15 protein-coding genes and 1 pseudogene are annotated in these 25,791 nt (G+C 74.8%); 10 read left to right on the top strand and 6 right to left on the bottom strand.

Going from position 1 to position 25,791, the window contains the following annotated elements:
• Nucleotides 1-44: 44 nt before the first annotated feature.
• The 3 genes from R2D22_RS25325 to R2D22_RS25315 are packed head-to-tail and all read left to right on the top strand — an operon-like array spanning nt 45 to nt 3,956.
• Nucleotides 45-1,778, top strand: coding sequence for an ABC transporter ATP-binding protein (locus R2D22_RS25325; RefSeq protein WP_318106971.1), 1,734 nt, complete (start codon nt 45-47; stop codon nt 1,776-1,778).
• The gene (locus tag R2D22_RS25320) at nt 1,778-3,703 is read left to right on the top strand and encodes an ABC transporter ATP-binding protein (protein WP_318106970.1); all 1,926 of its coding nucleotides are present in this window, start codon (nt 1,778-1,780) and stop codon (nt 3,701-3,703) included. Before R2D22_RS25325 ends, R2D22_RS25320 begins: the two co-directional genes overlap by 1 nt.
• Nucleotides 3,704-3,737: 34 nt before the next feature.
• Complete coding sequence (locus R2D22_RS25315; RefSeq protein ID WP_318106969.1) at nt 3,738-3,956, top strand: hypothetical protein; 219 nt, start codon at nt 3,738-3,740, stop codon at nt 3,954-3,956.
• A gap of 40 nt (nt 3,957-3,996) precedes the next feature.
• Here the strand turns inward: R2D22_RS25315 and R2D22_RS25310 are convergent.
• The 5 genes and pseudogenes from R2D22_RS25310 to R2D22_RS25290 form a co-directional block, all read right to left on the bottom strand.
• Nucleotides 3,997-5,094, bottom strand: a pseudogene (locus R2D22_RS25310) (RNA polymerase sigma factor); the annotation flags it as partial.
• Between the two features lie 139 nt (nt 5,095-5,233).
• Complete coding sequence (gene dnaG / locus R2D22_RS25305) at nt 5,234-7,126, bottom strand: DNA primase (protein ID WP_318106967.1); 1,893 nt, start codon at nt 7,124-7,126, stop codon at nt 5,234-5,236.
• Nucleotides 7,127-7,186: 60 nt separating this feature from the next.
• A complete protein-coding gene (locus R2D22_RS25300) occupies nt 7,187-8,446 on the bottom strand; it encodes an NAD(P)/FAD-dependent oxidoreductase (protein ID WP_318106966.1) in 1,260 nt (419 codons plus the stop codon).
• A gap of 157 nt (nt 8,447-8,603) precedes the next feature.
• Nucleotides 8,604-9,935, bottom strand: a complete 1,332-nt coding sequence (locus tag R2D22_RS25295; protein ID WP_411977074.1) for a deoxyguanosinetriphosphate triphosphohydrolase — start codon at nt 9,933-9,935, stop codon at nt 8,604-8,606.
• Nucleotides 9,936-9,970: 35 nt separating this feature from the next.
• Nucleotides 9,971-10,828 (bottom strand): sirohydrochlorin chelatase, encoded by an 858-nt coding sequence (locus tag R2D22_RS25290; protein ID WP_318106965.1) that lies wholly within the window; start codon nt 10,826-10,828, stop codon nt 9,971-9,973.
• A 151-nt stretch (nt 10,829-10,979) separates the two neighbouring features.
• Between R2D22_RS25290 and R2D22_RS25285 the strand changes: the two genes are divergently transcribed.
• The 5 genes from R2D22_RS25285 to R2D22_RS25265 are packed head-to-tail and all read left to right on the top strand — an operon-like array spanning nt 10,980 to nt 23,397.
• Nucleotides 10,980-11,897: a DUF4132 domain-containing protein gene (locus tag R2D22_RS25285; RefSeq protein WP_318106964.1), complete on the top strand. Its 918-nt coding sequence runs from the start codon at nt 10,980-10,982 to the stop codon at nt 11,895-11,897.
• Nucleotides 11,894-16,882 carry a hypothetical protein gene (locus R2D22_RS25280; RefSeq protein ID WP_318106963.1) on the top strand — a complete coding sequence of 1,663 codons (4,989 nt, stop codon included), beginning with the start codon at nt 11,894-11,896 and terminating at the stop codon, nt 16,880-16,882. The genes R2D22_RS25285 and R2D22_RS25280 overlap by 4 nt, the downstream gene beginning before the upstream one ends.
• Complete coding sequence (locus R2D22_RS25275; protein ID WP_318106962.1) at nt 16,879-18,093, top strand: ATP-binding protein; 1,215 nt, start codon at nt 16,879-16,881, stop codon at nt 18,091-18,093. The genes R2D22_RS25280 and R2D22_RS25275 overlap by 4 nt, the downstream gene beginning before the upstream one ends.
• On the top strand, nt 18,080-21,604 hold the full coding sequence (locus R2D22_RS25270; RefSeq protein ID WP_318106961.1) for a DUF5682 family protein: 3,525 nt from the start codon (nt 18,080-18,082) through the stop codon (nt 21,602-21,604). Before R2D22_RS25275 ends, R2D22_RS25270 begins: the two co-directional genes overlap by 14 nt.
• The gene (locus R2D22_RS25265) at nt 21,601-23,397 is read left to right on the top strand and encodes a hypothetical protein (RefSeq protein WP_318106960.1); all 1,797 of its coding nucleotides are present in this window, start codon (nt 21,601-21,603) and stop codon (nt 23,395-23,397) included. Before R2D22_RS25270 ends, R2D22_RS25265 begins: the two co-directional genes overlap by 4 nt.
• Before the next feature lie 52 nt (nt 23,398-23,449).
• Here R2D22_RS25265 and R2D22_RS25260 read toward each other — a convergent pair whose 3' ends face one another.
• Entirely contained in the window at nt 23,450-24,169 is a 720-nt protein-coding gene (locus tag R2D22_RS25260; protein ID WP_318106959.1) for a hypothetical protein, read from the bottom strand.
• 127 nt (nt 24,170-24,296) lie between these two features.
• Between R2D22_RS25260 and R2D22_RS25255 the strand changes: the two genes are divergently transcribed.
• Nucleotides 24,297-25,004 carry an aquaporin gene (locus R2D22_RS25255; RefSeq protein ID WP_318106958.1) on the top strand — a complete coding sequence of 236 codons (708 nt, stop codon included), beginning with the start codon at nt 24,297-24,299 and terminating at the stop codon, nt 25,002-25,004.
• 82 nt (nt 25,005-25,086) lie between these two features.
• Complete coding sequence (locus R2D22_RS25250) at nt 25,087-25,791, top strand: SanA/YdcF family protein (protein WP_318106957.1); 705 nt, start codon at nt 25,087-25,089, stop codon at nt 25,789-25,791.

Here is a 25,791-nt window from a genome sequence, read left to right as displayed (position 1 = left end):
AACCGAGTCGTAACGCCCCGGGGGCACGGGCGATAGTAGAACCCGTGCTCATAAGACTTCTCCGAACCCATCTCGGACCGTACCGAAAGCCCATCGCCCTGTTGGTGGCCCTGCAGTTCCTGCAGACCTGCGCCACCCTCTACCTGCCGACCCTGAACGCGGACATCATCGACAACGGTGTCGTGAACGGGGACACCGGCTACATCCTGCGGTTCGGCGCGCTGATGATCGCCGTGTCCGTGCTCCAGGTCGTCTGCAACGTGGGCGCCGTGTACTACGGGGCGCGGACCGCGTCCGCGCTCGGCCGGGACGTCCGCGCGGCGGTCTTCGCGCGGGTGCAGTCCTTCTCGGCCCGTGAGGTCGGGCAGTTCGGCGCGCCCTCGCTGATCACCCGGACCACGAACGACGTCCAGCAGGTGCAGATGCTGGTCCTGATGGCGTTCACCCTGATGGTCTCGGCGCCGATCATGTGTGTCGGCGGCATCGTGATGGCGCTGTCGCTGGACGTGCCGCTGTCGGCGGTGCTGCTGGCGGTGGTGCCGGTGCTGGGCATCGCCGTCTCGCTGATCGTGCGGCGGATGCGGCCGCTGTTCCGGACCATGCAGGAGCGGCTCGACACCGTGAACCGGGTGCTGCGCGAGCAGATCACCGGCAACCGGGTCATCCGCGCCTTCGTCCGGGACGGGTACGAGGCCGGGCGCTTCCGCGGGGCGAACACGGACCTGACGGACGTGTCGATGGCGACGGGCCGGCTGATGGCGCTGATGTTCCCGACCGTCATGACGGTGGTGAACGTGTCGAGCGTGGCGGTGGTCTGGTTCGGGGCGCAGCGCATCGACAGCGGCGGGATGGAGATCGGCGCGCTGACCGCGTTCCTCGCCTATCTGATGCAGATCGTGATGGCCGTGATGATGGCCACCTTCATGTTCATGATGGTGCCGCGCGCGGAGGTGTGTGCCGAGCGCATCGAGGAGGTGCTGGCCACCGAGTCCAGCGTCGTCCCGCCGAAGGCGCCGGTACGCGAGCTGGACCGGCACGGCCACCTGGAGATCCGGGGCGCGGACTTCCGCTACCCGGGCGCCGAGGAGTCGGTGCTCCGTGACGTGCGGCTGGTGGCCCGGCCGGGCGAGACGACCGCGATCATCGGTTCGACCGGCAGCGGCAAGTCGACCCTGCTCGGCCTCGTGCCGCGGCTGTTCGACGTCACGGGCGGCGAGGTGCTGGTCGACGGCGTCGACGTGCGGACGCTCGCCCCGGAGCTGATGGCGAGGACCGTCGGCCTGGTGCCGCAGAAGCCGTACCTGTTCTCCGGGACGGTGGCGACCAACCTGCGGTACGGGAAGCCGGACGCGACCGACGAGGAGCTGTGGCACGCGCTGGAGGTGGCGCAGGCCGCCGACTTCGTGCGGAAGCTGGAGAACGGGCTGAACGCGCCGATCGCGCAGGGCGGCACCAACGTCTCCGGTGGCCAGCGGCAGCGGCTCGCGATCGCGCGGACGCTGGTCCAGCGGCCGGAGATCTATCTGTTCGACGACTCGTTCTCGGCGCTGGACTACGAGACGGACGCGCTGCTGCGCGCGGCGCTGGCGCGGGAGACGTCGGAGGCGACCGTGGTGATCGTCGCCCAGCGGGTGTCGACCATCCGGGAGGCCGACCGGATCGTGGTCCTCGACGAGGGCCGGGTCGTGGGCGCCGGACGGCACCACGAACTGATGGCGGACAACGAGACGTACCGGGAGATCGTGCTCTCCCAGCTGACCGAGGCGGAGGCTGCCTGATGGCCGGTCCTGGCGGACGCATGATGATGGGCCAGTCCGGTGAGCGGTCCATGGACTTCAAGGGCTCCGGCAAGCGGCTGCTGAAGCAGCTGGCGCCGGAGCGCGGCGCGCTGTGGCTGATGCTGCTGGCCGGTGTGCTCAGCGTGGCGGCCTCGGTGGTCGGGCCGAAGATCCTCGGCAGGGCGACGGACCTGGTGTTCGCGGGCGTCATCGGCCGCGACATGCCGGCGGGCGTCACCAAGGAACAGGCGATCGCGAAGCTGCGCGCGGACGGCGACGGCGGCATGGCGGACATGCTGTCCGGGGTGGACTTCACGCCCGGGCAGGGCATCGACTTCTCGGCGGTCGGCCAGGTGCTGCTGCTGGTCCTCGCGGTCTACGTGGCGGCCGGTCTGCTGATGCTGGTGTCGACCCGGATGTCGATCAAGGTGATCAATCGGACCGTGTACCGGATGCGCGAGGACGTCCAGGCGAAGCTGGCGCGGCTGCCGCTGTCGTACTTCGACAAGGCCAAGCGCGGCGAGGTGCTGAGCCGGGCGACCAACGACATCGACAACATCTCGCAGACCCTGCAGCAGTCGATGGGGCAGCTGATCAACTCACTGCTCACCATCGTCGGCGTGCTGGCGATGATGTTCTGGATCTCGCCGCTGCTCGCGCTGGTGGCGCTGGTGACGGTGCCGCTGTCGGTGGTCGTGGCGGCGCGGATCGGCAAGCGCTCGCAGCCGCACTTCGTGCAGCAGTGGAAGTCCACCGGCCGGCTGAACGCGCACGTCGAGGAGATGTACTCCGGGCACTCCCTGGTGAAGGTCTTCGGGCGGCAGGAGGAGTCGGCGCGGGACTTCGCGGAGCAGAACGAGGCGCTGTACGACGCCGGGTTCAAGGCGCAGTTCAACAGCGGCGTGATGCAGCCGGTGATGTTCTTCGTGTCGAACCTGAACTACGTGCTCGTCGCCGTCGTCGGCGGTCTGCGGGTCGCCTCGGGCTCGCTGTCGATCGGTGACGTGCAGGCGTTCATCCAGTACTCGCGGCAGTTCTCGATGCCGCTGACGCAGGTCGCGTCGATGGCGAACCTGGTGCAGTCGGGCATCGCCTCCGCCGAGCGGATCTTCGAGCTGCTCGACGCGGAGGAGCAGGCGCCGGACGCCCCGGAGACCGAGCGTCCGGAGCAGCTCAAGGGCCGGGTCGCGCTGGAGAACGTGGCGTTCCGCTACGAGCCGGACAAGCCGCTGATCGAGGACCTGTCGCTGACGGTGGAGCCCGGTCAGACGGTCGCGATCGTCGGCCCGACGGGCGCGGGCAAGACCACGCTGGTGAACCTGCTGATGCGGTTCTACGAGGTGACCGGCGGCCGGATCACCCTCGACGGGGTGGACGTGTCCGCCATGTCGCGGGAGGACCTGCGGGCCGGCATCGGCATGGTGCTCCAGGACACCTGGCTGTTCGGCGGCAGCATCGCCGACAACATCGCGTACGGCGCGTCGCGTGGGGTGACCCGGGAGGAGATCGAGGAGGCCGCGCGGGCCGCGCACGCGGACCGGTTCGTCCGGACCCTCCCGGACGGGTACGACACGGTCATCGACGACGAGGGCTCGAACGTCAGCGCCGGCGAGAAGCAGCTGATCACCATCGCGCGGGCGTTCCTGTCCGACCCGGTGATCCTGGTCCTCGACGAGGCGACCAGCTCCGTCGACACCCGTACCGAGGTGCTGATCCAGAAGGCCATGGCCCGCCTCGCGCACGGCCGTACGTCCTTCGTGATCGCGCACCGGCTCTCCACGATCCGGGACGCCGACGTGATCTTGGTGATGGAGAATGGGGCCATCGTCGAGCAGGGCACCCACAGCGAACTGCTGGCGGCGGAGGGCGCGTACGCGCGCCTGTACGCGGCCCAGTTCGCCCAGGCGGTGGCCGAGGTCGACTGACCGAACGACCGGAACGAAGGGGGAATCGGACGCGATGGCGGACGAGAACGGGATCGGGAACGAGAAGCAGGCGCAGAACAGCGGCATTGTTCTGTGGATGCCGATCGGACTCAGCCTGGGCATCGGCCTCGGGCTGCTGAGCGACAACCTGGGCATGGGCATCGGCCTCGGTGTCGGGCTCGGTGTCGCCATCGGCGCCGCCTTCGACGCCGCGAAGAAGAAGCGGCAGGAGGAGTCCGGCCCGGAGGCGTGAGTCCCGTACGGGGCCGGCCGGACCGCGCGCCCGGCCGGCCTCAGTCGAGGTAGCCGCGCAGCTGGTCGGCGAAGGCGTGGTCGCGCAGCTTGCCGAGGGTCTTGGACTCGATCTGGCGGATGCGTTCGCGGGTCACGCCGAAGAGCCGGCCGATCTCCTCCAGCGTGCGGGGGCGGCCGTCGTCGAGCCCGTACCGGAGCTGGACGACCTTGCGCTCGCGCTCGCCGAGCGTGGAGAGCACCGCGTCCAGGTGCTCGCGGAGCAGCAGGAACGCGGCGGACTCCACGGGGGACGCCGCGTCGCCGTCCTCGATGAGGTCGCCGAGGGCGACGTCCTCCTCCTCGCCGACCGGCGCGTGCAGCGAGACCGGCTCCTGGGCGAGCCGCAGCACCTCGCTGACCCGCTCGGGCACCAGGTCGAGCTGGGCGGCGACCTCCTCGGGGGTGGGTTCGTAGCCGCGCTCCTGGAGCATCCTGCGCTGGACCCGGACGACCCGGTTGATCAGCTCGACGACATGGACCGGGACCCGGATGGTGCGGGCCTGGTCGGCGAGGGCGCGCGACATGGCCTGGCGTATCCACCAGGTCGCGTACGTAGAGAACTTGTAGCCGCGGGCGTAGTCGAACTTCTCCACCGCGCGGATCAGGCCTAGGTTGCCCTCCTGGACCAGGTCGAGCATGGTGAGCCCGCGGCCCACGTACCGCTTGGCCACGGAGACCACGAGCCGCAGGTTCGCCTCGATGAGCCGCCGCTTCGCCATCCGGCCCATGACCACGAGCCGGTCCAGGTCGAGCGCGAGCCGGGAGTCCAGGTCGGGGGTCCGCACGAGCTTCTCCTCGGCGAACAGCCCGGCCTCGACGCGGCGGGCCAGCTCGACCTCCTCCGCCGCGGTGAGCAGCGGGATGCGGCCTATCTCGCGCAGGTACTGGCGGAACAGGTCCGAGGTGGGCCCGTTTCCGCCGAGGTCGGGGCGGCGCCGCGCCGGCTCGGGCGTCTCCTCCACGAGCTCCTCGGGGGCCGGCTCCTCCGCCGGCTCCGGAGCCTCGGCCTGCCGTTCCGCGTCCTCGGGCGCTCCGCGCTGCTCGGGCACGGCATCCGCCGGGGTGAGGGTCTCGGTCTGCACGGGGGCGACCTCCAGGGCTCCGAGGGCTCAGGCACCGGGACCCAGTGTGGCGTACGACACATCGTCGCCACGAGGGCTGTGCGGCGACTTTCTGAGTCCGGGGCGTAAGGGAACCGTTACCCAGCGAGAGCGGGGTCAAGCGAGCCCGGCCGGATCAGAGTGCCGCCGCGCCGTTCGTGCGCAGGGACTGGCCGTACTGGGTGAGCACCCACAGCTCGTTCTGCACGGCGGACACCTGCTCGGGAGCGCCGTGCGCGCCGAGGCGGGCCAGGGTGCCCTGGACGTCGCGGATCCGGCGGTCGACGGCCCGCAGCCGGACGGTGACCAGCTGGTCGCCGGCGTAGGCCTCGTCCACGGCCTTGGCGAAGATCGCCTCGACGGCCAGTTCCCGGACGAGGGACCGGACCGTGTCGTCCGGGGCGGCCTCGAGGACCGCGTCCAGGTAGTCCGCGGGAGCGTCGGTGGCGCCGCCCGCGTCCTGGACGCACTGGCGCACCGCCGCGTACGGCGGGGCCGTGAACTCGTCCACGCCGTACGCGTCGAAGGCGGGCGAGACCAGGGCCGGGTACTGGAGGGCGAGCTTGAGCAGCTCGCGCTCGGTGCGGTGAGCGGGGCTGCGCAGGTTGAGCGCGGGCCCGGCGGGCGCGACGGGGGCCTGGACCTGGGGGGCGGCCTGCTGCCGGTTCGACTGGGGCGCGGGGCCCTTGCCGCCGTTGCCGCGCTGCCAGCGGGCGATCTGCGCGACCCGCTTGACGACGAACTGGGTGTCGAGGATGCCGAGGAGCCCGGCGAGCTGGACGGCGACCTCGTGCTGCGAGGCGATGTTCTTGATCCGGGCCACGATCGGCGCGGCCTCGTCGAGCGCGGCGGCCCGGCCGGCCGGGGTCTCGAGGTCGTAGCGGTTCACGATCTGGCGCAGCGCGAACTCGAACAGCGGGGTGCGCGGCTCGACGAGTTCGGCGACGGCCTCGTCGCCCTTGGCGAGGCGGAGCTCGCAGGGGTCCATGCCGTCCGGCGCGATCGCGATGTACGTCTCGGCGGCGAACTTCTGGTCGTCCTCGAAGGCGCGCAGGGCGGCCTTCTGGCCGGCCGCGTCGCCGTCGAAGGTGAAGATCACCCGGGCCGAGCCGTTATCCATGAGGAGCCGGCGCAGGATCTTGATGTGGTCGCCGCCGAAGGCAGTGCCGCAGGTGGCGATGGCGGTGGTGACACCGGCCAGGTGGCAGGCCATGACGTCGGTGTAGCCCTCGACGACGACGGCCCGGCTGACCTTGGCGATCTCCTTCTTCGCCAGGTCGATGCCGTACAGCACCTGGGACTTCTTGTAGATCGGCGTCTCGGGGGTGTTGAGGTACTTGGGCCCGTTGTCGTCGTCGCGGAGCCGGCGCGCGCCGAAGCCGACGACCTCGCCGCCGACGTCCCGGATCGGCCACATCAGGCGGCCGCGGAAGCGGTCGATGGGGCCGCGCCGGCCGTCCTGGGAGAGACCGGAGAGGATCAGCTCCTTGTCGGAGAAGCCCTTGCCGCGCAGGAAGCGGGTGAGGTGGTCCCAGCCGGCCGGGCTGTAGCCGACGCCGAAGTGCTCGGCGGCGGCCTGGTCGAAGCCGCGCTCGGCGAGGAACTTCCGGCCGATCTCGGCCTCGGGCGAGCCGAGTTGGTCGGCGTAGAACTCGGCGGCGACCTTGTGGGCCTCGATCAGGCGGATCCGCTCGCCGCGCTGGTGGCCGGGGTTGTAGCCGCCCTCCTCGTAGCGCAGGGTGATGCCCGCCTTGGCGGCGAGACGCTCGACCGTCTCCGAGAAGGAGAGGTGGTCGATCTTCATCACGAAGGCGATGGTGTCGCCGCCCTCCTGGCAGCCGAAGCAGTGGAAGAGACCCTTGCTCGGGCTGACCTGGAAGGACGGGGACTTCTCGTCGTGGAAGGGGCAGAGCCCCTTCAGATTGCCGCCGCCGGCGTTGCGGAGCTGGAGGTACTCGGACACGACGGCGTCGATCGGGACCGCGTCCCGTACCGCCTTCACGTCGTCATCGTTGATCCTGCCTGCCACGCAGGAATTCTACGGGGCGGCGGGGGCGGTCCGGGGCGGCCGGACGGGACCTTCCGGCGGTCAGACGAGGCTCTCCAGGGGCACGGAGGGGTCTGCGAGGGCGTCCGGGTCCACGGCCGCACCGGACCGGATGAGCTTCTGGATCGCTTCTGTGACGTCCCACACATTCACGTTCATGCCGGCGACGACCCGGCCCTCGCGCAGCCAGAAGGCGATGAACTCGCGCTTGCCGACGTCGCCGCGCGCCACGACCTGGTCGTACGAACCGGGCGGCGCCCAGCCCGAGTACTCCATGCCGAGGTCGTACTGGTCGGAGAAGAAGTACGGGACCCGGTCGTAGGAGACGTTCCTGCCGAGCATGGCGAGGGCGGCGGCGGGGCCGCCGTTGAGCGCGTTGGCCCAGTGCTCGACGCGGATCCGGGTGTGGAGGAGCGGGTTCTGGGCGGCGGCCACGTCGCCGGCGGCGAAGATGTCCGGGTCGGAGGTGCGCAGGCTCGCGTCGACGGCGATGCCGCCGCCGTCGGCCCGGTCGACGAGGGCGAGCCCGGCGTTCTCGGCCAGCGCGGTGCGCGGGGCGGCGCCGATCGCGGCGAGCACGGCGTGCGCGGGGTGCTCCTCGCCGTCGGCGGTGCGCACGGCGAGGACCATGCCGTCCTGGCCCACGATCTCGGTGAGCATGGCGCCGAAGTGGAAGCGGACGCCGTGGTCGGTGTGCAGGTCGGCGAAGAGCTGGCCGAGCTCGGGGCCGAGGACACGGTGCAGCGGGGTGGGCTCGGGCTCGATGATCGTGACCTCGGCGCCGTAGCCGCGGGCGGCGGCGGCGACCTCCAGGCCGATCCATCCACCGCCGGCGATCACCAGGTGGCCGTTGTCCCGGCCGAGGGAGGCGAGGACGTGCCGCAGCCGGTCGGCGTGGGCGAGCCGGCGCAGGTGGTGCACGCCGGCGAGGTCGGTGCCGGGGATGTCGAGGCGGCGCGGCTCGGCGCCGGTGGCGAGGAGCAGCTTGTCGAAGCGGATCACGGTGCCGTCACCGAGGCGGACGGTGCGGGCGTCCCGGTCGACTGCGGTGACGGGCTGGCCGAGGTGCAGCTCGATGTCGTTCTGCGCGTACCAGGCGGGCTCGTGGACGAAGACGCTGTCCCGCTCGGCCTTGCCCGTCAGGTAGCCCTTGGAGAGCGGTGGGCGTTCGTACGGGTGGTCGCGCTCGTCCCCGATGAGGATGACCCGGCCGGAGAATCCCTCGGCGCGGAGCGTCTCCGCCGCCTTCGCCCCGGCCAGGCCCCCGCCGACGATGACGAAGGTCTGATCTGCGTCGACCACTTGATGCCTCCTCGTTGCGACCGGTTCTACGCTACGCCTTCGGGCGTACGACGGGCCGTACCGCCCCGGCGCTTCCAGCGAGCGTCCCGCACGGAGCGTGATGGCGGAAGAGGGTCCGATCCGGAGTGGCTCGTTCAGGCACGGCGGGGGCCGGGCGTCAGGCGCGACGGGCGGTGAGGCGGTCGTGCAGGGTGCGGGCGGACGCGTCGGTGAGGGACGCGATCTGATCGACGATGACCCGCTTGCGCGCACGGTCGTCGGGGGCGGCCAGGAACAGTGCCCGGAACTGCGGTTCGAGGCTGTCCGGGGCGCGTGAGGTGAGCGCCTCGGCCAGTTCGGCGAGGACGATCCGCTGGTCGGCCCGGAGTGCCTCCTGCTCGGCGCGCTGCATGACGTACCGGTCCGCGACGGCCTTGAGGACCGCGCACTCGTTGCGGGTCTCGCGGGGGACGACGAGTTCGGCGGCGTACCGGGTGAGCCGCCCGGAGCCGTACGCCGCCCGCGTGGCGCCCTCGGCGGCGAGGCAGAACCGGCCGATGAGCTGGCTGGTGGCGTCCTTGAGCCGGGCCTGGGCGACGGCGGATCCGTCGTAGCCGTGCGGCCACCAGTCCTGCTCGACGAGCCGGTCGAGCGCGTCGGCGAGCTCCTGCGGGTCGGTGTCCTCGGGTACGTAGCGGCCGACGGCGACCCGCCAGATGTCGTCCCGCTCGGGCTCGGCGTAGAGCAGGTTGGGGTCGATGTGCCCGGCGTGCAGGCCGTCCTCGAAGTCGTGGACGGAGTACGCCACGTCGTCGGACCAGTCCATGACCTGGGCCTCGAAGCACTTGCGGTGCCCGGGGGCGCCTTCGCGGATCCAGTCGAAGACCGGCCGGTCGTCCTCGTACACGCCGAACTTGGGCGAGCCGGGGTGGGCGGGGTGACCGCCGCGCGGCCAGGGGTACTTGGTGGCGGCGTCGAGCGCGGCGCGGGTGAGGTTGAGCCCGACACTGACCGGCGCGCCGGTCGCGGGGTCGGCGATGAACCGCTTGGGTTCGATCCGGGTGAGCAGGCGCAGGGACTGGGCGTTGCCCTCGAAGCCGCCGCAGTCCTTCGCGAAGTCGTTGAGGGCCTGTTCGCCGTTGTGCCCGAAGGGCGGGTGGCCCATGTCGTGGGAGAGGCAGGCGGCCTCGACGAGGTCGGGGTCGCAACCGAGCGCGGCGCCCAGCTCGCGGCCGACCTGGGCGCATTCGAGGGAGTGGGTGAGCCGGGTACGCGGGCTGGCGTCCCAGGCATGACTGCGCGTGCCCGGTGTGACGACCTGCGTCTTGCCGGCGAGCCGGCGCAGCGCCGCGGAGTGCAGCACCCGCGCGCGGTCGCGCTGGAAGGCCGTCCGGCCGGGCCGCTTGTCGGGCTCGGCGGCCCAGCGCTCGATGGCCGCCTCGTCGTAGCCGGGGGTGTCCGTGATGCCGTCGATGCCGCCGATGCCGTCCATGCCGTCCATGCCGTCCATGTCCCGAAGGTAACCGGAGGGACGGACAGGTGGGGCTAGGCGGCGGCGAGTTCTCGCCCGGGGGTGGGGGTGCGGGTGGTTCCGAGGGCATGGTCGTAGCGGTGGAGGACCAGGCGGGCCAGGGCGGGGTGGCCGGCCAGCGGGGCGGCGGCGATCCAGGGGGCCTGGGCGGCGCTGCGGGTGGCGAAGAGGCCGGGGGCGGTGAAGAGGGAGGCGACGGCGACCCGGTGCCGGCCGCGGGCGGCCAGCGCGCGGACCGCCTCGGGGACCGTGGGCGTGGCGGCGGAGGCGTACGCGGCGACGACGGGCACGCCGAGGCGCTCGGCGAGCAGGGCGGCCGTGCGGCGGATGTCGGCGGCGGACTCGGGGGCGCGCGAGCCCGCGGAGGCGAGGACCACCGCGGTGTTCCGGGAGGCGCCGTGCGCCCCGGTCCAGCCGGCCTCGACGAGGCGTTCGTACAGCGCCTCGACGAGCAGGGGGTGCGGGCCGAGCGGGGCGGCGACCCGGGTGCGCAGCGCCGCCGCGGCCGCGGCCGCGGCGGGCAGGTCGTGGGTGACGTGGTGGCCGCGGCCGAACAGCAGCGGCACGAGCACCGCGTGGCCGCCGGGGGCGAGGCCGGCGAGGGTGTCGGGGAGCAGCGGGGCGTTCAGCTCGATGTGGCCGAGGCGGACGTCGAGTCCGGGGCGGAGCTCGCGGACCCGGTCGAGCAGGTCGTGGACGGCGGGGAGCGCGCGGGGGTCGCGGCTGCCGTGGGCGACGGCTACGAGGGTGGGAGTGCTCATGGGTCTGCGCGTTCCGTCGAGTCGGACATGACTCAGCTGGGTGCCGAGCTGGGCGGTGATCCGGCCGAGCAGCTGGGTCGCGCCGGCGAAGGTGAGGTCCGGATCCGTCATGGACCGATCCTGACGGCGGCAGATTGCCGCGCCGTTGCGTGGGCGTCACGAGTGTTTTCCACAGGCTCACCGGGCGGGCCGGGGTGCTGTCAGTCCGGTCACCTACTGTGATCGCCATCGGAACCGGATGGGTCGGGGAGGCGGTCTCGCCATGGGCTGGATCGATACGGAGAGCGGCGGCTACGCCGTCACACTGGAGGGCACCAGGGTGCTCTGCCGGAACGCGGCCGGGCGCACGCTCAAGCAGGTGCCGCCGAAGCTGAAGGACGACCCGGAGGTCGTGCGGCTGCGGCAGCTCGCGGAGTGGCTCGAGCGGCACGAACGGGAGTGCCGCGAGCAGGTCGACGCGTGGCTGGTGCGCTCCCTCCCGGTGCCGGTGACCCTGCTGGCCCGGGTGTGGCCGGACCCGGCGTGGCGGGCCGCGCTGCGGGACCTGGTGGTCGCGCCGGTGGGCGCGGACGGCGCGGCGGACGTGGCGCGGGCGGGCTTCCTGCGGGACGCGGACCCGGATCCGGAGCGGGGGCTCGGGGTCGTCGACCTCGACGGCGACTCGGTGCGTCTTGGCCCGGCGCAGGGCGTGGAGTCCGTGCTGATCCCGCACCCGGTGCTGCTCCTGGACGACCTGGACGAGCTGCGCGAGTTCGCGGCGGAGCTCGGCGTGGAGCAGGGCGCGGAGCAGTTGTTCCGCGAGGTGTGGCGGCGGCCGGAGGACGCGGGGGCCGGGGAGTCCGGGGAGGGCGCCGTCGACGAGTGGCGGGCTTACGCGGACGGGAAGTTCGAGCAGTTGCGGCACGCCACGGCGCGCGCGGCGGCGCTGGGCTACCGGGTCCGCGGCGGTCACGCGGTGTGTCCGCTGGTGGAGGACGGCCGGTCGCTGGAGGCGGCGTACTGGCTGGGCGAGGACTACCCGGACGCGGAGGGCTGGACGGGCTCGCTGGAGTGGCGGGACCGGACGGGCCGGCGGCTGCCGCTGGCCGAGGTGGGGCCGGTCGCCTGGTCGGAGGGCGAGCGGATGGCCGCGCTGGTGTACGCGAGCCGGGTCGTGGACGAGGAGGGGGACGCCCGATGAGCGGGAACGACAGGAACGCGACCGCGGAGGCGCTGCTCGGGGCGGGGGCGGTGCTCCCGGTGGCGGCGGGCACGGACCGCGGGGCCGGCGCGGGGGCGGCGGCGGACGGCGTGGACGTGCTGACCGCGCGGACGTACGCGCATCCGGCGCTGGAGGACCGGCCGGTGGTGCGGCTGGTCCCCGAGGCGGTCGCGGCGGCGGAGGACCTGGCGCTGGAGTACCTCGGGTTCGCGGCCGGCGGGGCGCCCGAGCCGGTCGGCCGGGTGCGCCGGCAGTCGCTGGGCTTCCCGGCCTGGGCGCTGGTGAACGACCCGGCGAACGGGCACCACGCGCTGGCGGTGGTGAAGGAGATGGAGCGGCTCACCCGGCTGGTCGCCACCAAGCCGGGACTCGCGAAGGAGGGCTTCGACGAGATCGGCGTCCGGCTCGACCGGTCGGTGCCGCACTTCCTGCCCACGTACTACGAGCAGGTCGCCCGGCTGTTCCTTGCCGCCGAGGCCCGGCAGCAGGCGTCGACGTTCTTCGGGAAGGCGCGCGCCGCAGAGCAGCGGCACGCCCTGGCGGTCGACGAGGAGCGGCTGCGGGAGGTGTTCCTCGAGTTCGCCGGGGCGGGCGCGCTGACCGCCAAGGCGCTGCGCGACCACGCCAAGAGCCTCACGTCCCGGCTCGCGTCGGCGGAGGCGTACGACAGCTTCCGCACGCTGTCGCTGGAGCGCTGCGCGGCGGGTCTCGCCCCGTACGCGGGCATGCTGGAGGATCTGCGGCGGCTGGCGAAGGGGGCCGGTCTGGACGCGGCGGCCGAGGAGCGGACGCTGCTCGCCGAGATCGTGCAGACGGGGGCGATCGGCCGCGCGGCAGCCGGGTTCTGGAAGTCGGCGCTGCCCGGCCTCAAGGCCGCTGCGGCCGGGGACCCGGCGGTGCGGCGGCGGCTGGCGACCCTGCAGCCCGCGGCGCACGTCGAGGACGCCGCGACGTTCAACGCCTTGTGGTTGGGGCTGCTCGACGCCTGCGGGGCGACCGAGCTGCTGCTCGACGGGACGGTCCCGGCGGCACCTTGGCTGAGCACGTGGTCGGCGAACCGGCGGCGCGGCTGGGGCCAGTGCGGGCGGATGGAGGCCGAGCTGGCCCTGGTGGAGCGGATGGCGCCGCGGCTGATCGCGGACAGGACGCCGGTCCGGCTGTTCGAGGGCCGCGGCTGGCGCGGCCAGGCGGGCGCCGACGTGCTTGACCTCTGCCTGGCGCTGGGCGTGCCGGTCGCGCCCCCGGAGACGGACCAGCACATCGACATCGGCTTCTGGCTGCGGGACGAACAGCCGGGCCGGCGCGATCTGGCCGCGCTCGCCGCCGACGAGCGGTTCGGGCCGTTGCTGAGGGCGTCGGTGGAACAGATCGCGGGCACGAGCATCGGCTCGGCCCGGCTCCTGGAGATCGTGGAGCACCCGGCGCTGCGCACGGTCCTCGTGGGCTGGATCGGCGACCGGGCGGACGACCTGGAGCGGCCGATAGGACTGCCGGGACTGAACGAGCAGCTGACCCGGCTCTCGCGGTTCTCGTCCCCGGCCGTGCTCGCCGCGGCGCCGGAGGCGGTGGACCGGATCACGGCGTTCTCGGCGGCGACGGTGCTGGAGCGCACGCTGCGCGCGGGCGTCCTGGACGAGCTGGGCTGGCCCGCGCTCGAGGAGGCGCTGGACGGGCTCGGCACGGTCGACCCGAAGGCCCGTGGCGGGCGGCGCAGTCATGGAGAGCTCTGGTACCGGGTGGCGGACGCCTGGCCGGCGCTGGTGGTGCGGCTCGGTCTGGACGTGGCGCTGGTCGGCGCGGAGGAGGTGCTCGACCGGCGGACGCTGTCGCTGCCGACGCCGAGCCAGGGCCGCTGGGACGAGCCGACGATCCGCCACGTCGACGGCCAGTGGCTGGTGGCGAACGGGCACGGCGACGCCCGGCGGGCGGTCTGGTCGGGGCGGCCGGCCGACGCGTTCAAGCCCTCCGGGGAGCTGCGCGACACGTGGGACCACTTCCACGAGCCGTCGCTGGCACTGCCGGACGGCGGCCGCTGCTTCGGCGGCCGTCCGGTCCGTGCCGGGGACACCTCGTTCGCGGCCGAGCACCGCGCGGTCGCCTCGGACGGCATCTCGGTGTGGGTGCTGCACGACGACCGGTGGTGGGAGTACGACCCCGCCTCGGCGCGGCGCGGCCGGGCGGCGGCGCCCGGGTTCTTCGACTCGGCGCTGGAGGACGCGGCGGGGCAGCGGCTCGTGGAGCGGGCCTGCCGGCTGCTGCCGGTCGCGCCGGGCATGGAGTCCTCGCCGTTCGGCAGCAAGGACGGCCTGCTCGGCTGGTGGGTGCGGCACGACCCGAAGGCCGGGACGATGACGGCCTGTTCGGTGGACGGCACGACCGGCCCCGCCGTGCCGACGGCCGCCGACGCGGTGGGCGTGCACACCACGCAGGGCGTCCCGACACCGCCGCTGCGGCTGCCCGGTGGGGCGGTGCTGCAGCCGCGCGAGTCGGCGCGGTTCGACCGGCACGTCGAGCTGTACGACGCCGACGGCGTGCGGCTCTCCAAGTACGACCTGGGCGACCGGGGCGGGCGCTACGCGGCCGGTACGGAGCTGGTGCCGCCGCTGGCGTACTGGCACGCGCTGCGGCCCCGCGACGAGGCGGGTTCGGCGCGGCTGCGGGCGGTCACGGCGGCGGACGCGCGGGCGCTGCTCGACGCGGTCGCCGGGGGCGCCGCGCCGGGCGAGGCAGTGGCCCGGGTGCTGCCGGAGCTGACGCATCCGCTGCTGGCCGCCGGAGTCGCCGGGGTCGTGAAGTTCGCGGCGGAGTGCGCGGACCGGCTGGCGAAGCTGGCGGAGAAGGCGGAGCAGGGGCGGGACGAGGCGGCCGTGCGGGTCGTGGAGGAGACGCGGACCCGGTACGCGCTGGACGGACCGCTGATGTCGGCACTGCACGGCCTGGACGACGGCGTCCAGCCGAACGCCTGGCTGCCGCACGGCCCGGACGTGGACCTGGCGATGCAGCAGGTCCACCGACTCGCGGAAGTACTGGGCGGGGATGACGTGGCCGTGCCCGACGGGCGGAGCGAGCGCTTCCGGGAGACCCGGGTGCCGTGGCAGGCGTTCGCCGGGGACGGGGTCGCGAGCCTGGTGGTGCGCGCGCTGTCGCCGCTGACCGAGGACCGGGACCGCGCGGCCCTCGTCGAGTTCGTCGAGGCGCTCCTCGAGCCGGTCGCCGACGGCGACGCGGTCTTCGTGGACCCGCGCGGACGGCTGCGGACCGTCGAGCTGAAGTCCGTCTGGAACCGACAGGCTCCCAGCGGCGGCGAGCACCTCGGCGCGGTCCGGCGGGACGGACGGCGGCAGTTGCTGATCACCCGTCGCCTGCGGGTCCACGACGACGACGCGTTCTGGGAGGCGGTGGAGTACGACCCCGAGGGCCGGTTCGGGGCCTGGGAGGGCTTCACCGAGACGGAGTCCCTGGTGCTCGGCGCGCCGGGCGACCCGGTGCGCGCCCCGGCGGTGCGCGAGGCGCTGCGGATGCTGCGGGAGCGCGGCCCGGCGGCCTACCGGCCGGAGCGGACCGCTGAGTTCGCCGAGGGCGCGGGCGTGGCGCCGGCGGGCGCCGCCCTGGTGCTGCTCGGGCTGCCCGGGATGACCGGCTGGGGCCGCGACGCCCTGCTGCCGGCGGAGATCCTGGCCACGATGGGCGCGAGGGTCGCCGAGGCGGAGACGGCCCGGGAGACGGTCAAGGAGCTGTCCATGGCCGAACGGCGCGAGTTCACCGGCCTGTTGCTGCCGGTGGCGCCCGGGGACGTGGCGGCCGTGTGGGAGCACGGCTTCGACGTGGCGGCGGCGGTCGGGCGCTGGGTCGCGGTGCGCGGCCGGCGGCGGGTCCCGCCGCCGGAGCTGGTCACCAAGGCGGCGGCCGAGCTGGCGCCGAGCCGGATGGCCGAGAGCGTCCTGAACCCCGAGACGCAGCCGGAGCTGACCGGGCGCACGGTGCAGGGCATGGTCGAGCAGAGGATGCGGCCCGCCGAGCCCGAGAAGCTGCTGACCGGCGACCATCTGCACCAGTACGTCCGGGCGTTGACCTGGCTGGCGTACCGGCTTCCCTTCGGCGACCCGCTGCGCGCGGTGATGCCGATGACGCTGCGGATGCTGCGGGAGCGCCTTGCCGACCCCGGGCTGCTGCTCGACCTGCACGTCGACTGGGACCCGGAGGGCCGTTCGGCCGCGAAGGCGTTCCGGGAGCGGTGCGGGCTGCCCGCACAGGGCGGCACGGACGCGGACGGGGTCGTCGAGGTCACCGACGGGCTGGTGCTGTGCCCGATGGAGTACAACCGCGAGGCCGAGGAGGTGTGGGTGCGTCCGGCGGCGCTGCTGGACGGACCGGCCGGGCTGACGGGCGGGAACCACCCGACGGTGAAGCTGCTGGAGGCTGTGGCACGGCCCTCGCACCAGCTGGAGGCGCTGAAGACGGTGCTGAGCGACGTGTTCGAGGCGCTGCTGACGCCCGCCGGCTCGGACGGCACGGCGGGCGCGGCGCAGTACGCGGTGCACAGCGCGCCGGAGCTGGTCGCGGCGGCGGCCGGGCGGTTCGGCCTCTCCGAAGACGCGGCGGCGCTGTACCTGATGCTGCTCGCGCTGCCCGATCCGACCGACCGCAAGCAGGCCGAGTGGACCGGGTGGAAGCCCGCCCGGCTGAAGAAGGCCCGGGCCGAACTGGCCGCCGGGGAGCTGGTGGTGGAGGCGAAGCGGGCCCGTGCGGGCAGGACGCTGTTCCTGCCCGGCGGCTGGCAGGAGGCGAAGTCCCCGCAGCTGCCGATGGAGACGTGGAAGCGGTCGATGCTGCCGGCGGAGCACTACGCGTTCGTGGTGCCGGACCGTCCGGTGGCCGCGCTGTTCGCGGACGCGTGGCAGCGGGTGGTGGACGGCGACGCGCCGGGCTACGTGGAGTTCGAGGGCCGGGGAGGCAGGCGATGAGCGGGGTCGGGGACGCGACGGCCGGCGCGACGGGCGCCGGTCCGGGCGGGCGGCAGGTCGCACTGGTCGAGGACCGGTACGCGGCGGAGCTGGAGTTCCTCGCGGCGTACGACGACGGGCCGCGGCCGCCGGCCTGGCGGCTGACGCCGCGCGCGGTGGTGCTGTTCGTGTGCGGTTCAGGCGGCGAGGAGCTGACCGCCCCGGACGGGCGGCGGACGACGGTGACACGGAAGTTCGTCGGCGACCGGGCGCTGGTCGAGCGGTGTGTGGTGACGCTGGCCGGGGAGCGCGGGCTGCTGCTCGTCGGCGAGCCCGGCACGGCCAAGTCGATGCTGTCCGAACTGCTCGCGGCGGCGGTGTGCGGCACGAGCACGCTCACCGTCCAGGGCACCGCCGGCACGACGGAGGACCAGCTGCGGTACGGCTGGAACTACGCGATGCTGCTGGCCAAGGGGCCGAGCCGGGAGGCGCTGGTGCCGTCGCCGGTGCTGACGGCGATGACCCGGGGCGCGGTGGCCCGCGTGGAGGAGATCACCCGCTGCCTGCCGGAGGTCCAGGACTCGCTGGTGTCGCTGCTGTCCGAACGTCGGATGGCGGTGCCGGAGCTGGCGGGCGGCGACGGCGCGGGTGCTGGTGCTGGTGCTGGTGCTGGTGCTGGTGCTGGTGCTGACGGGACGGTGCACGCGGCGCCCGGTTTCACGCTGATCGCCACGGCGAACCTGCGCGACCGGGGCGTCTCGGAGATGTCCGCCGCGCTGAAGCGGCGCTTCAACTTCGAGACGGTCGGGCCGATCGGCGACCTCATGGAGGAGACCGCGCTGGTGCGCCGGCAGGCGACGGCCGCGCTGGAGCGCGGCGGCGCGGAGTTCGCCCTGGACGACGCCGTGCTGGAGGCGCTGGTGACCGCGTTCCGCGACCTGCGGACCGGGCGGAGCGCGGAGGGCTGGGAGGTGGAGCGCCCGTCGACGGTGATGTCGACGGCGGAGGCGGTACAGGTGGCCGCGTCGATGGGGCTGGGCGCGGCGTACCTGGGCGACGGCCGGGACGTGCTGCGCACGCTCCCGGGCCATCTGCTCGGCACGGTCCGCAAGGACGATCCGGCCGACCACGCCCGTCTCCTCGGCTACTGGGACGGCCCGGTACGGCGCCGCGCGGAAGGCGGCGCGGCGCTGTGGCGGACGCTGTGGGACCTGCGCGATGAGCTCGGCTGACGCGGCCGGGCCCGGGGAGGCCGGCTCGCCCGGGGAGGTGCTGGAGCGGCTGGCGGGGTGCCGTGAGCCGTATCTGATCGGCGTGCGGCACCACTCCCCCGCGCTGGCGGCGGCGGTGCCGTCGATGCTGGCGGCGGCCGCGCCGGACGTCCTGCTGGTGGAGCTGCCGGAGGAGTTCGCGCCCTGGCTGCCGTACCTGGCGTCCCCGGAGACGGTGCCGCCGGTGGCGCTGGCCGGGGGCGGGGCGGGCGGCGAGCTGGTGTTCCTGCCGTTCGCGGAGTTCTCCCCGGAGCTGGCGGCACTCCGCTGGGCCCGGGAGGCGGGCGTCGAGGTCGTCCCCTTCGACCTGCCGTTGTCGGAGCGCTCGGAGCGGACGGGCGCACGGGACGCGGACGGGCGCGGCGAGCGGCTCGGCGTCGTCGAGGCGCTGCGGGCGCGGGCCGGGGGCCGGGAGGACGACGACCTCTGGGACCGCCTGGTCGAGACGTCCGCGCCGGGGGCCGAGGCGGAGGCGCTGCGCCGTGCCGGGCTGCTCGTCGGCTGGGCGCTGCGCGCGGACGCGTCGTCCGTCGACCCGTGCGACCTGCGCCGCGAGGCGCACATGCGGCGCCGCCTGGCCGAGCACGCGGGCCGCCGGACGGCGGCGGTGATCGGCGCGTTCCACGCCCCGGCGCTGCTGCCGGAGCCGGACGGTCACCCCGAGGCTGACCCGGTCCCCCGGGCCCGGGGCCGCGCTGAGGTCGTCACCTCGCTGGTGCCGTACCAATACGCACTGCTGGACGAGCGGTCCGGCTATCCGGCGGGGATCCGGGACCCGGAGTGGCAGCACGGGGTGTACCGAGCCGGGGGCGATGTCGGTGCGCTGGACGAGCTGTTGATCGGGACCGCCGTGCGGATCTGCGCCGCCGTACGGGAGTCCGGGCATCCGGCCGGGCCGCCCGACGCGCGGGAGATCGTGCGGGTGGCCCGTGACCTGGCCGCCCTGCGCGGCCGGCCGGCGGCGGGGCGCGGCGAGCTGGTGGAGGCCGTGCAGTCGGTGCTCACCCAGGGCCGGTTGATGGGCCGGGGCCGGGTGGTGGCCGCCGCGATGGAGCGGACGCTGGTCGGCAGCCGGCGCGGCGTCCTCGCGCCGGGCACGCCCCGCTCCGGTCTGGGCCCGGCCGTCGAGGCGCTGCTCGCCGAGCTGGCGCTGCCGCGTCCCGACGCGCCGGAGTCGCGCGAGCTGCGGCTCGACCCGCACCGCAGCGAGCCGGACCTCCGGCGCGAACTGGCCCTGCGGCGGCTCGCGGTCTGCCGGGTGCGGTACGCGGAGCCCGGCGCGGTCGCCGGGGTGGGCGGCGCGGACGCGCTGACCACGCGGTGGACGGCCGCCTGGTCACCGGCGACGGCTGCGTCGCTGGACCTGGCCGGGCTGCACGGCGTCACCCTGGAGCAGGCCGCGGAGGGCGTGTTGCGGAGCCGTCGCGCCACGCAGGAGCAGGCGGGCGGACCGACGGCCGCGGAGGTACTGGAGGGGCTGCGCGACGCGGCCGGGTGCGGGCTGCCGGAGACGGCGGCCGAGTGGCTGACGGCGCTGGCGTCGGCGCTGCCCGCCGCGGGCACGCTGCCCGAACTCCTCGACGGACTCGCCCTGGTGGACACGCTGCGCGCGGGTCATGTGCCGGGCCTCCCGGCGGGCTGGGCGAAGGACCGGCTCGACGCCGCGTACGAGGCGCTGGCCGCTGCGGGCGTGCGTGCCCTGGACGGCCTCGCCGGCTCCACGGACCGGGAGGACGCCCGGGCGCTGGTGGCGCTCGCCTGCCAGACGGACGCGGACCGCGGCGGACTGCGGCTCGCCGACGCGCTGGCCCGCCTGGACGCGGACGGGACGCCGCTGATCCGGGGTGCGGCGGGCGCGGCACGGGTGCTGCTCGGGCAGCGCGACGCGGCGGGCTTCGGCACGCTGCTCGCGTCCCGCGCGGACGGGGCGACGACGCCCGAACTCCGTGCGGAGCTGGCCGGGTTCCTGTGCGGCACGCTGCTGGCGGCGGGCCCGCTGCTCGAGACCTCCGACGCGCTCGATCCGCTGATCGAACGTGTCGAGGCGCTCTCCGACCGCCGCTTCCTGACCCGTCTCCCGGCCCTGCGTTCCGGCTTCGACACCCTCTCCCCTGCCGCCCGCACCCGCCTGCTGACCGTCGTCGAGGACCGCACCGGCGTCCGCGCCGGCACCCTGTCGGGTCCGGTCACCGACGCGACGGCCCTGGCCCGCCTGACCGAGGCGGACCTCGCGGGCCGCGAGGCCCTCGCAAGGCTCGGCCTGCCGGTACCGGGCCCCGGTGAGGGCGCCGACTCCGCCCTGCCGCACGCGACGGGCGTCGGCGCACGGCCCCCGGCCGACGCCGCGTCCGGCGGCGGCGTGATCGCCGCCGGGGAGCGGTGGCGGCTCGTGCTGGGACGGGCCGGCGGACTGAGCGCTGACGGCGGGCGGGTGGCGGCCGCGCTGGACGAGTTGTACGGCGGGGGGCGCGGGGAGGGCGCACGGGGCGAGGAGCACGGTGCGGGCGCCGGTGACGAGGCCCCGTTCCCGGACGTGCGGGCCTGGTCGGAGGAGCTGGCCGCGCTGTTCGGGCCCGGCGTGCGCGAGGAGGTGCTCGCCGCGGCGGCGCAGGCCGGCCGGGTCGACGCCGCGCTGGAGCTGGACCCCGCCGCCGCCCGCCCCTCGGTGGAGCTGCTCCGCACGGTCCTCTCGTACGCCGGCGGCCTTCCCGAGGAGCGGCTCGCCCGGCTGCGGCCGCTCGTCGCGCGTCTCGTACGGGAGTTGACGGACGTACTGGCCCGGCGGCTGCGCCCCGCGCTCACCGGGCTCGCCCATCCGCGCCCCACCCGCCGGCCCGGCGGACCGCTGGACCTCGCGCGCACGCTGCGGGCGAATCTGGCGACCGCCCGGCGGGACGCGGAGACCGGCGCCGTGACCGTCGTACCGGAGCGGCCGGTGTTCCGGACGAGGGCCCGGCGGGAGTCGGACTGGCGGCTGGTCCTGGTGGTGGACGTGTCCGGGTCGATGGAGGCGTCCACGATCTGGTCGGCGCTGACGGCCTCGGTACTGGCCGGAGTGCCCACCCTCAGTACGCACTTCGTGGCCTTCTCCACCCAGGTCCTCGACCTGAGCGGCCATGTCGAGGACCCGCTGAGCCTGCTCCTGGAGGTCCGCGTCGGCGGCGGCACGAACATCGCCCGCGGGCTGCGGCACGCGCGGAGCCTGGTGACCGTGCCGTCCCGGACGCTCGTCGTCCTGGTCAGCGACTTCGAGGAGGGCGGGCCGACGGCCCCGCTGCTCGGCGAGGTCCGGGCGCTGGTGGACGCGGGCTGTCACGTCCTGGGCTGCGCCTCCCTGGACGACGCGGGACGGCCCCGGTACTCGGCGGGCGTGGCGGGCCAGTTGGTGGCGGCGGGGATGCCGGTCGCGGCGCTGAGCCCCTTGGAGCTGGCCCGCTGGGTCGGCGAACGGATCGGAGGTGAACGGCGGTGACGGCGACGGGACTTCCCCCGGTCGCGGCGGAGGTCGCGGCAGGCGCGCTGGACCTGCTCCCCGCACGGCTGCGCAAGCGGGTCGACGGGGCGGCGGCGAAGGCCGCCGCGTGGCGGGTGGAGCCCGCACCGGACGGCGCGAACGGCGTGGGGGCGGTACGCGTCCGGGTGGCCGACGAGACGACGGTGACCCTGACGACGACGGACGGCGTCGTCGCCTCGGCGGACGCGGCCATCTGCGACTGCCTCCTGGCTCCGGCCTGCCTGCACCGCGCGGCGGTCCTGGCGTCGGCCCCGCTGGCGGAGACGGGGCCGGGACCGGACGAGCCGGAGACAGGGCCGGGACCGGGACCGGACGAGCCGGAGACGGAGGCGGACCCCGAGCCGGAGTCGGCCCAGGAGCCCGGCTCCCCGGCCGCACCGACTCCCGCCCAGCTCCGGGCCCTCGACGCCCTGCGGGCAGTCGGCGAGCGGGTGTTGGTCGCCGGAGTCGGTGGCGCCGGGGCGGTCGTACGGGCCGAGACCGTACGGGCGGCCCACGCGGCGCGGGTGGCCGGGCTGCACCGGGCCGCCGCGGTCGGGCTCCGGATCGCCCGGCGGCTCGGCGAGGCACGGGCGGAGGAACCGGGGTTCCGGCTGGACGCGCTCGGCGCGGACCTGACGGAGCTGTTCGCGCTGGCGCTGCGCCCGACGTCGGCGGTCGGGACCGCGCGGCGCACGTACCGTCCCGCCCAACCCCTGCGGCTGACCGGGCTGTTCACCGAGCCCGTGGTCACCGCGTCCGGCTACGCGGGCGTCACGACGTACGCGCTCGCGCCGGACGGGGCCCTGCACACGCTGGCGGACGTCCGGCCGGGCGGCGCGGAGCGGGTCGCGCAGGCGGCGGCGTCGACCGTTCCGGGCGGCTGCACGGTGTCGCTGCGGGAGCTGGGTGACGGCGGCGGGGTGCTCCTCACATCGCCGACGGTGTCGTACGACGGCCGCGTCGGCGCTGGGGGCGGCGTCCGGTCGGTCGGCGTGTCCGGGACCGGGTGGTCCGAGGGGCCGGCGGACGCGCTCTGGCGGCGGCCTCCCGCCGAGCAGTTCGCGGCGTCCGACGGCGGCACGGAAGTCCGCACGCACGACGGGGACGGCGCGGAAGGCGACGACCCGCGCGCCGGCCTGCTGTTCCTGCGCGGCACGGTCGCCCCGGACGGACGCTTCGCTGTGGCGGACGGTCCGACGGTGGCCCTGTACGCGCCGGACGAGCGCCCCGAACTGCCGTACGCGGAGAACCTGCGACTGTTGGCCGCCCGGCCGGGCCTGCGGATACGCCTGGTCGCGCGGGTGGTGCCGGGGCGACCGGGCGGGGTGCACGCGCTGGCCGCGGCATGGGAGGGCCGGGACGGCGCGGTGGTCCGGGCCGACCTGGGGCTGCGCCGGATCCACCGCACGGATCTGCCCGACCCGGCGGCGACGAGCACGATGGACGCCCCGTCCGGGCCCGTTCCCGCGCTGCCGGTGGAACTTGAACTGCTGCGCCGCGCCGTGGAGCGCGCCGTCGCGGGCGGCCGTCCGGTCGCCGCGGCGGCCGACGCGGACCTGCCGCGTCGGCTCCGCGCCACGGGCCTGGCCACCGCCGCCGCCTGCGCCGAGGCCCTGCGCGGCGCCGCCGCGTCCCGGACCCACGACGCCCTGGGTCGTCTGGTCCCGGCGGACCCGGCCGCGTACGCCCGCGCCTGGCTCACGGCCTCGGTCTACGCCGCGGCGGCGACCAGGTCCCTCCTGACCGCCGCCTGGTCCCCGTCCGCCTGACCGACCCCGCCGGCACGCCCGCGACCGACCTTGCGACCGCGACCGCTCGCGCTCAGCCCGCGTCCAGCCAGACCCGCAGCGGGCCGGTCTCCGTGAAGCCGGCGGCGAGGGCGTCGGCCAGCGCGTCGCCGTGCTCGTAGCCCACGATCGGCGCCGCCGGGTGCCGGGCTGCCGCGGCGGCCACGGTGGCCGACCATGCGTCGGCCACCGGGCAGGGGCCCGTGGCGAAGAGGTTCGAGACGCCGACGACACCCGCGGCGGCCGTCAGGACGGCGCCCGCGACGGTGCCGCCCGTCGACGGGTCGAGGCCCGCGAGGACCGTCGTGGCCGGGTCGGTGAGGAGCCCGGAGCGGAAGAGCCCGGCCGCGTCCTCGTCGTCCCCGCGCCAGGCCGTCTCCCAGGCCGCCAGCTCCGCCTCGGTACGGACCGCCGCCCACTCCGTGCCCGGCACCTCGGGCCCGTTCACCGGCAGACCCGTGGGTCGCCGGATCCACGACGCCTCGAAGAGCAGGTCGAAGCCCTCGGCCGACAGGTCCAGCGTCGCGTGGCTGTCCTTGACCGAGGCGTACGGAGTGCCGCGGTCGATCCCGGGCAGGACGTCCGCCGCCGCCGCGTCGGCCGTCAGCGTCACCGCGTCCGGGTAGTACAGCGGCGTCCGGCGCGCGTTGGTCCAGGCCCGCGCGCCGAAGACGCCCGGCCGGCCGTGCGCCCGGCACATCGCCTCGCACCACTCCGCGTTGTTCCGCGCGGCGTTCATATTCCCCGTAGTCATGAAGTGATCTTGGCAGAGAGCCCCCGCCCGCCCCTCGCGCCCCCGTGCGCCCCCGGACCCCCTCTCCCCATTCTTCCGAGACATGGAATACATTTTCCGAAAACGGGTACACAAGGGGGCCGTCTTCATGAGCACTCAGCGCACGCTGCCACGCCGGGCCGTCGCCGAACTCGTCGGCACCGCGTCCCTGGTCGCCGTCGTCGTCGGGTCGGGCATCCAGGCCAGCGCACTCAGTCCGGACGTCGGCGTCCGGCTGCTCGCCAACTCGCTCGCCTCCGCGATCGGCCTCGGCCTGCTGATCGCCCTGTTCGGACCGGTCTCCGGCGCACACCTCAACCCCGTCGTCACCCTCTCCGAGTGGTGGTCGAACCGCCGCACCACCCGCGTCCGCGAGGCCGCCCTGTACATCGCCGCCCAGCTCTCCGGCGCGGTGACCGGGGCCCTGCTCGCCGAGGCCATGTTCGGGCGCGCCCCCGGCACCTGGTCCACCCAGATCCGGTCCGGGTCCCATCTCCTGCTCGGTGAGATCGTGGCCACCGCCGGGCTCGTCCTGCTCATCCGCGGGCTCCAGCGGATCGACCGCGCCGCCCTCATCCCCGTCGGGGTCGCCTCGTACATCGCCGCGGCCATCTGGTTCACGTCCTCCGGCTCGTTCGCCAACCCCGCCGCGACCGTCGGACGGTCCTTCTCGGACTCCTTCACCGGGATCGCGCCCGGCTCGCTGCCCGGCTTCATCGGGTCCCAGCTCCTCGGCTGCGTGCTCGGCATCGGCCTCGCCGCACTCCTCTACGGCCCGAACCGCGCCCCCAGGCCCGCCGACATCGCCACCGGGTGAACCGCGCGCACTCCACGAGCGTCCGATCATGTGACCGACACGATCGAAGCGCGCACGCGCACCCGCACCTGGAGGACTCCGCATGGCACGCGTACGGGACCGGCTCCGCACCGCGGTCGCGCGGGTGCGCATTCCCCGCACGCGGCGCGGTCGCCGCCGCGCCGTCCAGGCCGTCATGCTCGGCACCGCCCTCGCGCTCACCCCGGCCACCTGGATGCACACGGTGGCCGACGGCCGGCTCCGTACCACCGCCGACGTCCCCGCGCAGGACGTCGCCGTCGTGTTCGGCGCGGGTCTGTGGAAGGGGCGTCCGACCCCGTACCTCGCGCACCGCCTCGACACCGCCGCCGAGCTGTACCGCAACGGCAAGGTCAAGGTCGTCCTCGTGACCGGTGACAACAGCCGGGTCGAGTACGACGAACCCGACGCCATGCGCACGTACCTCACCGCCCGCGGCGTACCTGACGGCCGGATCGTCAGCGACTACGCGGGCTTCGACACCTGGGACTCGTGCGTGCGTGCCAAGAAGATCTTCGGCGTCGACCGCGCGGTCCTGGTCACCCAGGGCTTCCACATCCGACGGGCCGTGGCGCTCTGCGGGGCCGCGGGCGTGGAGGCGTACGGGGTCGGCGTCGCCGAACCGCTCGACGCGACCTGGTACTACGGGGGCACCCGCGAGATGATCGCGGCCGGCAAGGCGGCGCTGGACGCGGCCCTCAAGCCCGACCCGCACTTCCTGGGCGACCGCGAGCCGGGCGTGACGGAGGCTCTGGCGTCCGCCCACTGA

It is taken from the genome of Streptomyces sp. HUAS YS2 (assembly GCF_033343995.1).
GTDB classification, from domain to species: domain Bacteria; phylum Actinomycetota; class Actinomycetes; order Streptomycetales; family Streptomycetaceae; genus Streptomyces; species Streptomyces solicathayae.
Note: the sequence above shows the minus strand (reverse complement) of the source record. Positions and strands in the feature narration are given on the sequence as shown.